This window comes from Acinetobacter legionensis (assembly GCF_048551735.1).
In the GTDB taxonomy this organism is placed as follows: Bacteria; Pseudomonadota; Gammaproteobacteria; order Pseudomonadales; family Moraxellaceae; genus Acinetobacter.
On the sequence record NZ_JBIMBV010000024.1, the window covers coordinates 1 to 14,238 of the forward strand.

General features: G+C 37.1%; 12 protein-coding genes. 4 read left to right on the forward strand and 8 right to left on the reverse strand.

Annotated elements, in window-relative coordinates; all coding sequences use genetic code 11:
• Positions 1-209 precede the first annotated feature (209 nt).
• Positions 210-1,583 carry a dihydrolipoyl dehydrogenase gene (locus tag ACG9ZL_RS18125; RefSeq protein WP_419328697.1) on the reverse strand — a complete coding sequence of 458 codons (1,374 nt, stop codon included), beginning with the start codon at positions 1,581-1,583 and terminating at the stop codon, positions 210-212.
• A 216-nt stretch (positions 1,584-1,799) separates the two neighbouring features.
• On the opposite strand from ACG9ZL_RS18125, the gene ACG9ZL_RS18130 reads away from it, so the two are divergent.
• On the forward strand, positions 1,800-6,257 hold the full coding sequence (locus ACG9ZL_RS18130; RefSeq protein WP_336954540.1) for a hypothetical protein: 4,458 nt from the start codon (positions 1,800-1,802) through the stop codon (positions 6,255-6,257).
• Between the two features lie 347 nt (positions 6,258-6,604).
• On the opposite strand, the gene ACG9ZL_RS18135 is transcribed toward ACG9ZL_RS18130, so the two are convergent.
• The 4 genes from ACG9ZL_RS18135 to thyA all read right to left on the reverse strand — a co-directional run bounded on the left by ACG9ZL_RS18135 (position 6,605) and on the right by thyA (position 9,650).
• Complete coding sequence (locus tag ACG9ZL_RS18135) at positions 6,605-7,045, reverse strand: META domain-containing protein (protein WP_234622392.1); 441 nt, start codon at positions 7,043-7,045, stop codon at positions 6,605-6,607.
• Between the two features lie 77 nt (positions 7,046-7,122).
• Positions 7,123-8,184 carry an Lnb N-terminal periplasmic domain-containing protein gene (locus ACG9ZL_RS18140; protein WP_336954541.1) on the reverse strand — a complete coding sequence of 354 codons (1,062 nt, stop codon included), beginning with the start codon at positions 8,182-8,184 and terminating at the stop codon, positions 7,123-7,125.
• A 31-nt stretch (positions 8,185-8,215) separates the two neighbouring features.
• Complete coding sequence (locus ACG9ZL_RS18145; protein ID WP_336954542.1) at positions 8,216-8,728, reverse strand: dihydrofolate reductase; 513 nt, start codon at positions 8,726-8,728, stop codon at positions 8,216-8,218.
• Between the two features lie 79 nt (positions 8,729-8,807).
• Complete coding sequence (gene thyA, locus ACG9ZL_RS18150; RefSeq protein ID WP_151801587.1) at positions 8,808-9,650, reverse strand: thymidylate synthase; 843 nt, start codon at positions 9,648-9,650, stop codon at positions 8,808-8,810.
• A 174-nt stretch (positions 9,651-9,824) separates the two neighbouring features.
• On the opposite strand from thyA, the gene ACG9ZL_RS18155 reads away from it, so the two are divergent.
• Both ACG9ZL_RS18155 and ACG9ZL_RS18160 read left to right on the forward strand, forming a co-directional pair.
• Complete coding sequence (locus ACG9ZL_RS18155) at positions 9,825-10,622, forward strand: YwqG family protein (RefSeq protein ID WP_336954543.1); 798 nt, start codon at positions 9,825-9,827, stop codon at positions 10,620-10,622.
• Between the two features lie 407 nt (positions 10,623-11,029).
• On the forward strand, positions 11,030-11,557 hold the full coding sequence (locus ACG9ZL_RS18160; protein WP_004726489.1) for a hypothetical protein: 528 nt from the start codon (positions 11,030-11,032) through the stop codon (positions 11,555-11,557).
• Between the two features lie 107 nt (positions 11,558-11,664).
• Here the strand turns inward: ACG9ZL_RS18160 and ACG9ZL_RS18165 are convergent, their stop codons facing one another.
• The 3 genes from ACG9ZL_RS18165 to lgt all read right to left on the reverse strand — a co-directional run bounded on the left by ACG9ZL_RS18165 (position 11,665) and on the right by lgt (position 13,327).
• The gene (locus ACG9ZL_RS18165) at positions 11,665-12,036 is read right to left on the reverse strand and encodes a hypothetical protein (RefSeq protein WP_419328715.1); all 372 of its coding nucleotides are present in this window, start codon (positions 12,034-12,036) and stop codon (positions 11,665-11,667) included.
• Positions 12,036-12,422, reverse strand: coding sequence for a hypothetical protein (locus ACG9ZL_RS18170; protein WP_336954546.1), 387 nt, complete (start codon positions 12,420-12,422; stop codon positions 12,036-12,038). Before ACG9ZL_RS18170 ends, ACG9ZL_RS18165 begins: the two co-directional genes overlap by 1 nt.
• An 86-nt stretch (positions 12,423-12,508) precedes the next feature.
• The gene (gene lgt / locus ACG9ZL_RS18175) at positions 12,509-13,327 is read right to left on the reverse strand and encodes a prolipoprotein diacylglyceryl transferase (RefSeq protein ID WP_336954547.1); all 819 of its coding nucleotides are present in this window, start codon (positions 13,325-13,327) and stop codon (positions 12,509-12,511) included.
• Positions 13,328-13,421: 94 nt separating this feature from the next.
• Here lgt and ACG9ZL_RS18180 point away from each other — a divergent pair, with 94 nt between their 5' ends.
• The gene (locus ACG9ZL_RS18180; RefSeq protein ID WP_336954549.1) at positions 13,422-14,204 is read left to right on the forward strand and encodes an NRDE family protein; all 783 of its coding nucleotides are present in this window, start codon (positions 13,422-13,424) and stop codon (positions 14,202-14,204) included.
• The last annotated feature ends 34 nt before the right edge of the window (positions 14,205-14,238 follow it).

Below are 14,238 nucleotides of genomic sequence, written 5' to 3' on the forward strand. Positions count from 1 at the left end.
TCAGAAGTGAAACCTCTTAGCGCTGATGGTAGTGTGGGGTTACCCATGTGAGAGTAAGTCATCGCCAGCTTTTAAATCTAAAACACCCCGGTCTCTAGCGAGAACGGGGTGTTTTTTTATGTGCGCTGTTTAGTGGCATAATGAAATAGAAATGTTTGGAAGAAAATATAAAAGCTCTATTCTTCAAAATAGAGCTTCAGGTAAAAGCGTTATTTAAGTTGTCTTCGGGCATGTTTTAATGCTGTTCTTAAGCCTTCTTCCAAAGTTGGATGATAAAAAGGTTTTGCTAATACTTCATCAATTGTTAGTTCTTCGGAAATGATCCAAGAGAGTAAGTGAGTCATATGTTCAGCAGATTCAACAAAAAGTTCAGCACCTAAGAGTTTTCTGCTTTGCTGATCTACATAAACTTCAGCAGCACCTTTATTTTTACCTAAAACCAATGCACGACCTTGCTTTTCATAAGAAGCAAAACCTGTAATAAAATCTATGTTTGATTTTGATAGTGAGGCAAAGCTTTGACCAGCAATTCCCATTTCAGGACTACAGAACACGATACCTAAAGGTGATAGGTTATTTAAGTTGTATACATTGGGGAAATTTAAACAACTTGAAATGACATTTCTTCCTTCATTCGCAGCCTCATGTTGTAAAGGTGTTTGAGTGAAAGCATCACCAATAATAAATATTGGAAAATCAGCCAATTGTTTAGTGTTGTGATGAACCGGTAATTGTTTTAAATCTGAGAATGCCTGATCAATATTTTCGAGGGATAAGGTTGATAAGTTTGTAGCACGACCAGTCGCATTTAAAATATAGTCAACCTGTATGGATTTAGACTCATTATTTTCGATAAATGATATTTCAACACCATTTTCAAGATCTTGAATTGAATCAGGTAAAACTTCAAATTTTATATTAAGTTCTTTGGATAATTCCGTTTGTGCAATTTCTTGTAAATTAGGGCTACTCAATACCCCTACTTTTTTGCTTCTTGCAAAAATAGTCGTATTTACGCCTAAGCGATGCATTGCTTGAGCCATTTCAATTGCAATCACACCACTACCGATTACGGCAATAGATTTAGGCAAAGTCTCAAGTTCAAATACTTCATCCGATGTGATCAGTTTATTGCCTATTTTATTTTTCCAATCCTGGTTATAAGTCGGTGTTGAGCCTACAGCAAGAATAAATGATTTAGATTGATAATGTTTTCCATCGACCTCAACCGTATTTGCATTTACAAATTTAGCTTCGCCATCAATTTTATGTGCAGTTTCCCAACTTTCTACATCTTTAAGCGTCGCACGAGCAAAGCGGTCACGTAAATTTCTGACATGTTGCATAACTTGACGTGTATCGATCTCTGCTTTTACCTCTAAAGCGACTTCTTTAGCATTTTGAATGTCATACATTCGATTTGCAGTTGAAATGAGAACTTTACTTGGCATACAGCCAACACGGACACAGGTTGTATCCCATGGACCTTTATTGATAATCAGTATGTTAGATGTATATTTGATTGCTTCTTTATATGCACTAATACCTGCTGTACCTGCGCCGATGATGATGATGTCGTACATATCTTCTCCTCATTTAATTATATTACAAGAAATATTAATTAAAGATTTAATAGCAATTTATAAAAAATATTCATATAAAGAGTGTCGTCAAATTATATTTTTTCAATATATCACAAGTATTAGATTGAAAAGTTTTGTAGATTTGAGTACATTTCGTGTAAAAGCCATAAAAGTATTTTTAGGGCAAAACTTATACTAAATACAATGGATGAAATTATGATTTACTTAACAAAATTTAAAGAATTAGGGGTTAAAGCAACAGTTCTGGCGTCCTCGTTAGCTTTAGTGGCGTGTGGCGGCGGTGGAGGTGGTGGATATTATGGGGATGATAAGAATAATGGTGGAACAGGTACAGAAAATGGTGGTAATGGTTCAACCACGGATACTAAAAAAGTTGTAGAAAGTTTGGGGCTTTCGCTACAAGATGCTGAAGCTAAACCAATTGATGTTGCTTATGACAATTCTAAAGTATTAATTTCAGTTCAAGCCTTGAACAGTGATAAAGGTGGTGTTGCTGCTAAACTGGTAAATTTATCGATTACAGATAGTGAAAAATTAGGTGTAACAAGTAAGAGTTCTCAAGTAACGACTGGTGATGATGGTGTTGCGGTATTTGAATTAAATATTCCTACACTGAATGCGAATTCTGGAAAAGTACAGCTGACTGCAACTGTAGATGGAACAACAATTAAACAGGTTTATACCCTTAATATTAAAAAAACAAGCACGATTCAAAGTGAATATAATCTTAAAATCCAACAGGGAGTTGTGCTTAATTTACCAAAAGGTTCAGCTTCTATTACTGCCCAAGTCACAGATAAAAATGGTGGTGTAAAAGCGAATCAATCTGTATCTTTAGCTTTACCTGCTGAAATGCAAGGTAAATTTTCGATTACAAATGGTTCTACCTTAAAAACAGATGAGCTAGGCAAAGCAACCTTTAATATTACTGCGAATAGTGATTTAACGGCAGCTGACATTGCTCAACTTGTATTAACCTCGTCAAGTTTAGATTTTAAATTAGTGGATGAGTTTAAAGCTGAGAGCCAAGCAAAAGCATCAGTTACTTTTAAAGATGTTTCTCAAATTGTTCAAAAATTAGAAATAGTTACTCAAGATAGCCCTATCGTTGCACAAGGTGGAACGACGCAAGTTACTGTTGTTGCAAAAAATAGTGATGGTAATCTTTTAACCAATAAAAAAGTAAAATTATCTTTTACAGATAGTAGTGCTGTATATGGTGTCACGATTGATCAGGCAGAAGTGACAACTGATGCGAAAGGCTATGCAGTATTTACCCTTAAATCTGCATCATCGTATCCGATTGCCTTATCTCAACAAGGAATTAACTTAAAAGCGACTTATAGTGACTCCGCAGATATTTTTGCAACAGCAACAGTTAAAGTGACAACTGCTGATACTGGAGCATCAAACCAGCAGGCACTTCAACGTCTTGAAATTGCATCTTCGTATCAGATTAATGCAAAAAATGATTCGATTACCATTACTGTTAAAGGAATTAATAATAAAGGTGAAGCCGCGACTCAAGGTAAGGTCAAACTGAGCCTAAATGCTGAAGCGAATTCTAATGGTGTTACTTTTGATGGAAGTGCAGAACAGGAATTTAAAACAGGTTATGTCACTTACACCTTAAAAACCAATGCTAAAACGCCGGCAGCTGTTGAAGCTTTAGTTGCGGCAGGTATTACTGCAACATTTACCACCGATAATAATGTAACAAACAGCATTAAGATTACAGTAGAAGATGAAGCGAAGTCAGAGGAAGCATTAAGTTATCTTGCAATAGACCCGATTAATGTGGCCTATGATTACACTAAGGATCAAACCATTGTAGTCAAAGTGAAAGCTACAGGTGTAAAAGGTAGTGCATTAAAAGGAGAGACTGTTAATTTAGGATTTTCAAAGGCATATTCAGTTTCAGAGTTGCAAAGCCTAGGATTAAGTCTATCCAGTTCTGCGGATGCACTTACGGATGCAACAGGTTATGCAACCTTTACCTATCAGTATAAAGCAAGTGGAAGTCCAACCCAAAAAGCATTAGTTGAGAATGGTTTAGGCCTCATTGCTAAACCAACCAATGGAGTTGGCGCGGCAAGTACAGTCAATCTCAATTTCAAAGCACCAACAGCTCAAGGTGAAATTGATTTAGATCACTTGAATATTGATATGTTGGGTAGCCTCATTTTAACCGCAAATAACGAACAAACCTTCGATGTAACCGTTAATGCGTTGGGTACAGATGGTAAGGCGCTGCCGAATCAAAAAGTGTCTATCGGGCTAAATGATGCGGCGACAAGTAATGGAGCGAGCCTCGCTACGGCGGCAACACTTACAACGAATGACCAAGGTCAAGCAACGTTTAAGATTAAGGTGAAAGCCAATAATATAAGTGAGTTGGCAAACTTAGTTGCAAATGGCCTTACCGTGGCTGTAAAAGGAGTACGTACCGATGGCTCTGCTTATACCGTTACACGTAAAGTTGAGATCTCTCAACCTGTGGTTATCATTCCAGATTTGGCTGCGTTAAGTCTGAGCTATGATGTTCAAACCGTTTCTGTATTGGGTGGAGAAGTCCGTGTTAAAGTAATTGCTAAAGATGAGAATGGAACAATTATTCCAAATACATCTGTCGCGATTGCATTATCAAGTTTAGCGGGTTCTCGAGTTTCATTGTCAGACTCCAATTTAACAACAAATAGTAAGGGTGAAGCTGAATTTACCATTAGAGTTGCTGAAGGTGCTTATGATGCGAGCTTAATCAAGAATGGCATCACGTTTGCTGTCGTGGGTACAAATCGTAATAATGGTGATCGTATTCAGCAGACGGGTTCGATTCAGGTTGCTATCCCTCAAGATTCTGTAAACTTGCGTTTAACTGCTGATAAAAAAGAATTAGAGTTTGGCAAAAGTTATCAAGTTCAAGTTGCAGTTAAAGATGAATTAGGTGCTAATACAGGCTATCCTGTAAATTTAGCTTTAAATAAAGAAGCTTATGATGCAGGAATTCGTTTAAGTAATGATTCGCTAGTCACAGCAGCAAATGGTCAAACACAGATTACGATTACGATTCCAAAAGATATTCCAAGTGCTGCTAAACAAGCATTAATTGATTTAGGTTCTAAAGCAATTCAAATCAAAGGTACGATTAAAAATCCGAAGGGTGTTGATGTTGTATCTACCTTAGAATTTAGTGTTTTTGAGGCAGTGAATCCAAATCATTTAACTATAGATTCTTCTAAGGCAAGTTTAAGTGTTGCTGGTGATAAAACAATTGTTAAAGTGCAATTGCTTGATAACAATGGTCTTCCTGTTAGAGATGAAGATGTAACCTTAGCGGCGAATAATTCTGCGACATTGATTATTGGAACACCAGGAGATGGACACCCAACAAATACAAGTAAACCACAGACTGTAAAAACTGACTCAAATGGTAATGCTTTCTTCTCTGTGGAAGTGGATGGTAATACTGCTGATGGAGACTTGTTATTGGCAAGTGGTATTGAACTCACAGCAAGTAATACCAATACAAATGGTGCCTTAACAACACAGATTTATCGTTTAACGGCATTTAAACCTTCACCAACAGCACCTCAACCTGCGCGTTATAATTTACGAATCGAGTCGAATAAAGCAACACTAAATGTGCGTAATGATCTAGCAAATGTTACGGTGACTTTAGTCGATCAAAATGGTGGTGGTGTTGCGAATAAATATGTCAACTTGAATATCAAAGATTTTGTTCGAAATGGGGTACTTATTGTTGGTGCATCTGGTTTAACAACCGACCAAAATGGACAAGCAGTATTTAAAGTTAAGGTTGATGAAAGTGCACGTAATGCGACATATACTGCAGCAGCATTTGATGCTGATGATTTAAATTTAACAGCGACATTCAGTGAAGCTGGGTATTTAGACGCAACTCAAATTTCACGTATTGATGTTGTGCAGTCAGTTGTGCAGAATCCAGTTGCATCAATTGTTATCGGTGTTAATCCTACAGAAACGGGATCTTCAAATGACGGTGTGTACTACACGAAAAATTTATCAGTAAGTGTTGTCGATTTTGATGGTAAGCCGTTAGCGAATCAAAAAGTGGAAATGGATATTAATCCAACTAATTATGTTAAAGGTCGTTACATTTGGGCGTTAGCACCTGTGCCTGGCTCTGATCCAGTATTAAAATGGGTTGGACCTGGTAGTGGTTATTATAACTTGAACAATCCAAATATTTATTTAAGTAATGGTATTCCAATGAACAATAATGGAACGCCAGCAGATACGACTGATGACTTTCCTGCATTAACAACAATCAATTCAGCACATAGTTGTGCTGTAACCGCGCCATATAGTGCAATTACCAATAATGAAGTAAACAGCATTCCCGTTAAAGTACCAACATTCTTAGGACAAGGGGCTACGGCAACGTATACAACGGATGCTGAAGGGAAATTTGATTTTGTGATTCGTTATCCGAAGATTTATGCTCAATGGCTTAATGTACAAATTGGCGCATCATCACAAGTTGCGACATTACCATTTAGAACGACATATAATTTAGGGCTGGCTTCAGTTGCATCTGATTACAGTACTGATGGGACATTCGGACCAAATTTAAACAGTCCTTATGGTATCAATACGACTACATGCCCATAATTTTTATTGATAAAAAACAGCGCTTCGGCGCTGTTTTTTTATTTAATAGATGTTCCCATACTTACCCCAACCGTAGGTTTTACATTCATTGAACTACATGCAGATAAAATTAGGCATGAGATCAAGATAAGGCCAATGAACTTCATAGAAATATCCAAATTTTAAGTTGTTGTTATTCTAATCCCAATGATAAGACAGCGTGTGTAGTAAAATTATTGTCTTTCATTGATTGAGTTAAAATTTTTATTCAATTTCATTGTTGATATTGGATTCTATAATCTGAGGTGTTTAAAAGCCTAACGTTTTAAGCTTTTAAACTGTGTATATAAATAACTGCTTAGACGATGTTATGGCGTTGTAAATTGCAAAACACGATTCCCATATTGATCAACTAACTTTAACGTTTTGTCATAGACTTGATAACCTTTCACCTTATTGAGTGCTTCAGTATAGTCAGCCGCGAGTTTCATAGTGTCCTGACAATACATCCGAGTAGAGCCGAGTTGCCCTAAGGTTAAGTGCTGTCCTTTGATGGCGTATGCACCCATAATACGATTACAACCATCTGCACCACTTACCCGTAAATCCGAACCAAATTGAATACTTGGTACGTTGTGAGCATTTGGTGTTGCTTTATATTCTGTTGCACCAATATGCGTGAGTGTCCAATTTTTGTTTTGCAACAAACTTAAATTTTGGCTTTGTTGATCAGCACTTGGTGTAGATGCACATCCAGAAAATAAGAGCGTTGCTGTGATGAATGTGGTTGCGAGTATGGATTTAAACATGCGTATTCTCCTAATTTTAATGATTATATAAACAAAATTGAGTTAAACCATAAAGACGAGCTGACTAAAGCTATACATTATTGAGCATGTTCATCAGGTAAACCAAAACGAATCACTTTAGAAAAGTTATCGCTATTTTGATATTTAAACTGAGCATATTCAGCTGTTCTTGGATTGATATGTGCTTTTTTATACCATTCTTTGATTGACCATTGATGATTTAATGCACCCAAATCATAAAGATAATTGGGTAAATAACCTGAAGCCAATAAACGATAATCTGTTGGTAATTTTTCAGGGGAAATTGCCTGAACCATATCAAAAACCAAAGTTGTACAGTTACTGGTTAGGGTGTTGTACCACTTTGGATGTTCTGCCAAAGCGGAAGATTTCAAAAGATACTCTTCAAACAATGCTTTGGTTTCTGCTTTTGGTAGTTGAATCGGGAAAAAATAAACCTGCTCACCTCGAATATTACTCCGTGTATAAACAATATCTTTTTCATCTGCAGCGATTAGACTTAGCTCAAACTGTCTAAAAAAACCACCAATTGCAGAAAAGTTTTCATTTTTTTCTTTCCGAATTTCAATGGAAAAAACGAGTGGGCGCTGATTTAAAAAATCAAAGCTAACCAAGGTATGGGCAATCTGTGGTCCCATCCAATAAGAGGTGATGATATTGACGCCTGTAATCTCATCTAAGTTGTAGCTTCTGGTTTCCCAGCGTTCGTCATATTGATCAGGGGAGTGCCAATTAAAGTTACGGACATTATGAATCGTGACAAGATGACCTTGCTGCTCGTAAGTAAAAATTCTGGAAACTTCTGGACTCCATTGACGATCTTGTTGCGCAGGAATATTAAAGTACCAGACTAAGCTGACAATAAAGGCGATGATATAGATCAAACTGTCAGTTTTTCGGCTAAATATATTTTTAGTAAAATAGATTCCAAGAATACTCAGTGCAAAAATAATCCAAATAGGGATGATGATATAACTGAAAATCTTTCCTAAGGGATGTTGAATCCAAATTGCGAAACAAAACCACAGGCTGCTCAATACGACAAATAAGCTAAACAAGGAATGGATTATCCCCATTCCAAGTGTATGCAGTATTGATCTTGCTTTTAAGCTATCCATAAGCCACTATTTTTATTCATAAAGTTCAGTGCTATTTTCGGTATGTTGCAAACTCAAAAGCAATAGCTGTTTTGTCATCAACATGTGACTCGCTCGCAACTTTTTTAAATTCCGCTGGAATTTCTGGATAATACGCATCACCTTGTACATCGAGTTCAATGTGGGTGAGCTCTAAACGATCAGCAATGTGCATGGTTTGTTTAAAAATTTCACCACCACCAATGATAAAGATACTGGCAGGTTTTTCTGAGACCAATACATCAGGAATCGCTTGCTCCAAAGCAGCATCTATACTATGGGCCGTTTTAACTCCAGCAAAACTCCAATCCTGATCACGGGTAATCACCCAATTGACACGTTTAGGTAATGCACGTCCCATCGATTCAAGCGTTTTACGTCCCATCACCACAACACCACCTTGGGTGATTTCTTTGAAGTGCTTAAGGTCTGCTGAAATATGCCATGGAAGATCGTTCGCTTTACCAATGCAGCGTTGTTGATCCATTGCAACGACATGCACAATTTCAAAGTTTTTAAATGTCATAATGAATTCGCTTATTATCCATTGGAAAATTTTCCCTCCTATTGCAAGGAGGGAATAAGGAAAGACTGAATTAAAATATTTAAACAGCTACAGGTGCTTTAATTGCAGGATGTGACTCATAACCTGTAATTTCAATATCTTCAAATTTAAAGTCAAAAATATCCTTAATTTCAGGATTTAATTTGAGTTGGCACAGTGGTAAGGGCTCACGTGTTAACTGAAGTTTCGCTTGTTCAAAATGGTTAACATATAAATGTGTATCACCGCCAGTCCAGACAAAATCACCTACGCCTAAACCACAAACTTGAGCAACCATATGAGTCAGTAGAGCATAGCTGGCAATATTAAATGGCACCCCTAAGAAAACATCTGCACTACGTTGATAAAGTTGGCAAGACAACTTTCCATCTTGAACAAAAAATTGGAATAAAGTGTGGCATGGCGGTAAGGCAACTTTACCTGCTTCATTTGGATTCCAGCCAGACACAATCAAACGACGTGAGTTTGGATTGGTCTTGATTTCATTGACCAACCAACTGATTTGGTCAAAACCATCATTTTCAAACAAACCATTATCTTTTTGCGTAGCGCCAAAGTTACGCCATTGATGACCATAGACTGGGCCCAACTCCCCTTCAGGGCGTCCAAAACGGGCAGTCTGCTCAGCGGTAGACCATTCATCCCAAATCGAAACTTTATTGTCTTTAAGATATTGAACGTTGGTGTCGCCTTTTAGGAACCACAGCAATTCAATCACAATTGAGCGGAAATGAACCTTTTTAGTGGTTAGTAGCGGAAACCCTTTTGACAAGTCAAAACGCATTTGATGACCAAATACAGAACGAGTACCAGTACCAGTACGATCACCTTTGTCACCGCCATCGTCTAGGATATGTTGTAGAAGGTCTAAATACGCTTTCATATAGTGTCCAATTTGGGGCGTCCATACGACATAAATGACAGATTATGTCGCATGATTACCCATTCGTAATGTTTCTGAATAGCTTCAGAGTTTATACTAATCTGAGTTTCTTTTTAAGCTAGATTATTTTCTGTTTTGCATCCATCTAACAGCTAAAACTAAGAGTATTTGAAAATGAGTATAAATTTGAATGAGCTCCCAGCATGTTTACAGCCATATAAAACGCAAATTATTGCGACAAAAAAAGACAGTATAGAAATATCATTAGTGCCGACTGAAGATTTACAGATTTGGCAAAGCAAAGTGGGTGGAAATCCCTATTTACCTGTAGAGACGCAATATCCGCAGAGCGCGGAGGGGGATGACCTACAATTATTGGCGCAGATCAATTTTGCAGAAGTGCCAGAAAATCAACATTATCCAAAGTCTGGAATTTTACAGTTTTTTATCAATCCGCATGATGATTTATATGGTCTCAATTTTGATGATCAAAAAAAGCAAGATGGCTTTCGGGTGGTTTTTTATGACAAGATTGAGCAAGATCTTGCACTTTTACAAAGCGATTTTCCAAGTTTTGTTGAGGACGATATTTATAGTCCTATCGCAGGACAGTCTGCGATTCAGTTTGAGAAGGCTGAAAGCTATATTGATATGAATAATTTTGATTTTGCTCAAAAAGTCACAGACCCTTATGAAAAAGATAATGAAGAAGAGTTTTGTGATGAGTACAGTGAAGTTTTTTCCGCAAGCGGTCATCGTTTAGGTGGATATCCATTTTTTACTCAATCTGATCCGCGTGAATACAATGAATCTATTCAAGATTATATTTTACTGTTGCAGATCGATACAGGTGAAGCTGAAGGTATTGAGATCATGTGGGGCGACTCAGGTGTAGGGAACTTCTTTATTCATCCGGATGATCTTGAAAAAAGAGATTTCTCTAAAGTGGTGTATAACTGGGATTGTTATTAAGCACCGACGGCATAATTTCTAAAAAGCTGATGTTGATAACATCAGCTTTTTATTGAAAAAATCTTTCTTTGGCATACGATTTTGCTGAATTCATAAAACAAAAGTGTGACTGAATTGACAGTTTAATGTGTTGATTAGATTAAGAAAATATTTTAATGATACGGCCCAGTAAACCTCTATTGATTAATTTTTAAACAAACAAACCCAAGTGATGAATTGTGTAATGTCAGCAGTTTCAGTAGCTTGAGGCGTTACAAATGAGATTTATTAACACTTACATATTTTTTTACATGTTTTAAGTCTACATTTTAAGAATTGCTGATTACTATTCATGGCTTGTGAAAAGTTGTTATTGATTTAAACAAGGTAGTTTGAATCAATTCAAAAGGGCAGTTTGAGGACAATGCATGATTTACGACCACAATGTTAATATGAATGAATACGTGAATCCCACGGTTCATATTCAGATTCGATCGGAAAATCAAAATAATAATTTTCGACCAGATGAATACTTAAAAAATAAAGCATTTGAAACTTTTAAAAATCAAACTGAAGCATTTAAGAAAGAAAGCTTAATCGATATTAGTAAATTTACTGAAAAACTTGTCAGTATGTCACGTAGTACTACTGCACATCGTTGTGCAAGATATGTGCGTATAGCGCTTGAATCAGCTGGTGCACGTTTTTCTGATCATCCAGTTGCGGCTTCAGATTGGGGTTCGACTTTAACTGAGATTGGTTATAAGCAAATCCGTCCTGACTTTGATAATCCTCAAGAAGGTGATATTTATATCATCAACAGTACCAGTCGCCATCGTTATGGCCATATTGCTGGATTTACAGGTTCTCAATGGGTTTCTGACTTTAGACAGCGTAGTTACGATGTGTATAAAGACCCAAATGTAACCTATGAGTATTATCGTTTAGCTGCTTAGTTTCACAGTCAAAATCATTTAATCTATTACGGATTAAAAGATAAAAAAGGAAGCTTTTGGAATGAAAGGCTTCCTTTTTTATTGCAATGCTTTTTTTTACAACATCTTTAGTCAAAACGTTTTGCGCGATTTTGATAAATTGACATGATAAATAGACCTAAAGCAGCAAAGCCAAGGGCTTGAATTGATGTCAATATTTTATGTTGTGCAGGTAAAAAAGCCATTAAAAGCATAAGTGCAAGAAAAGGGTAGATGGAAAATAAAATTTTGAAACCTTGAGTATAGACATTATTTTTAGAGATTTTTAGCCCGAGCATTCTTAATAAATGTGTAGAGATTCCAATCGCTAAACACATCACGGTAAACGTTGGACTTAACTTCTCAATCGTGGTGCAATAATAAATTATTGCGCAGGTTAAGATTGAAATGACGACTTTAATTTCACGACTACAGCGCGCTGAATACCAAAAATCTAACATTATTTAGAGACTTGTTCAGACGAATTTTGATTGAGTAGGGATAGTGGTGAAAAAATACAAACTGCTAGAGCCATAAAACCAATACCTTGAGCGCCTGGGATCAAAATTTCACCATTGTTCATATTTTTAAAAACCAATGCCAAAACTAAAGCCAGTGGAATCCAGGTCAATAAACGATAAAGAAATCCTGTGGGGTTTTGGGCTGCAAAATGAACTTTACAGTAACGACAAATCAGAAAAATAATACCTGTACCTGCAAAAAGTAAAATATTATCAAGGGTTAAAGGCTGGTACCAATAGAGTCCAATAGTGACCAGTACCAATAAAATAAGAAAAATGAGCTTCTTTGCAACCGAGACTTTAGGATCAAACCAAAATTCAAGCATAGTGATTTCGTTTAAATTGGATAATGATAATTTAGCATAAAAAAGGTGAAGCTTAGCTTCACCTTTTTCAACTTAGCTCATAAGGCTTAATTATTTTTTTGTGGACCCCAGTCAAAAATTTTCTTTTGGTAAGCATACCAAATTAACCATAATCCAATCAGAATCATTGGGAATGAGAGGATTTGACCTTTGGTCATCCAACCAAACAAAATATAACCTTGATCCGCATCAGGTTCACGGAAGAATTCCATAAAGAATCGAGCACAGCCATAACCCATTAGAAAGATTGCAGATACGGCATAACGTGGGCGTGGTTTAGCACTATAGAACCATAGAATAAGGAACAGCAGCAGTCCTTCACACAGCGCTTGATAGAGCTGAGATGGATGACGAACCAAATGTAGTGGATCTGTCGGGAAGATCATACCTAGCGCAAAGTTAGGGTCAGAAACTTGACGACCATATAATTCACCACCTATGAAGTTACCAATTCGACCAAACATCAAGCCCGTCGGTACACAGGGTGCAATGAAATCTAGTGTTTCAAACCAAGTTTTCTTGTATTTATGGCACCACAAAAGCATGGCGATCATTACACCAAGGAAGCCTCCGTGGAAACTCATACCACCAGTCCAAACTTTAAATAGCCAGATAGGATCTGCTAAAAATTTGCTAAACTCGTAAAATAAAACATAGCCTACACGACCACCGAGCACAACTCCAAGTGCACCAAAGAACACCAGATCTGAAACCATTTCAGAGTTCCAGTCAGCACGTTGTTTAGCACGATAAGTAGCAAGTCCCCAAGCACATAAAAATGCCAAGAGATACATCAGCCCATACCAATGGACGTTGAGTGGACCCAGTGATATCGCAATTGGGTCAATATTCGGGTAGGTGAGCATTCCTAATCCTTGATTTTCTATTTTGCACAGATTTTAGCTGAAACATATTAAAAATGTTGTACATTCAATGTGTAAACTTCATGGAATGTATTTTATGTGTATTGTGGCATTGGCTTGGCAAGTTTTGGATGATTTACCTGTTTGTTTAATTTCAAATCGTGACGAATTCTACCATCGTCCAAGCACTCAATTACAGTCATGGGCGAACAGTCCGATTATTGCAGGGCAAGATTTGCAATCAGGCGGAACATGGATGGGGGTTACACCACAGGGACGTTGGGCAGTGATTACCAATTATCGTGATGGTGCTGATAAACAAACTTATCCCACTACGCGTGGCTATTTGATTCAAGCCTTTTTAGCGTCAGATCAAACACCAATTCGTTTTGCACAAGCATTGGAAAAGCAGCAAAGAGATTATGCGGGTTTTAACTTATTTGTGGGTGATCGACAGCAAGCTGTTTATATGAGTAATCGCGGTGAAGCCCCACAAGTGTTATCCCAAGGTGTATTTGTCGTTTCAAATGGCTTGATGTCAGATGATTGGGAAAAAACCAAGCATTTACGTAAACGCTTTACCCAAGAATTTTTACCCATGTTGCAAGTCCCTTCTATCTCTGAGCAAGATCTACAATTCGCTGTTTGGGATATTTTAGAAGATGAACGAAAAATTATTCCTGATTTACTGCCCAATACTGGAATTAATCCTGAGATGGAAGCGTTGTTGTCTTCAACATTTATTCAAAGCCCAATTTATGGGACACGCTGTTCCAACTTTTTAAGAATAAGCAGTACTCAGATTGATTGGGTTGAAAAAACGCAACAAGGTGAACATATGGGGGAGTTAGTCGAGATTCAGCGTGCTATCGAAAAATAAAAAGCCATAGCAACTTTTATCACTATGGCTTTAA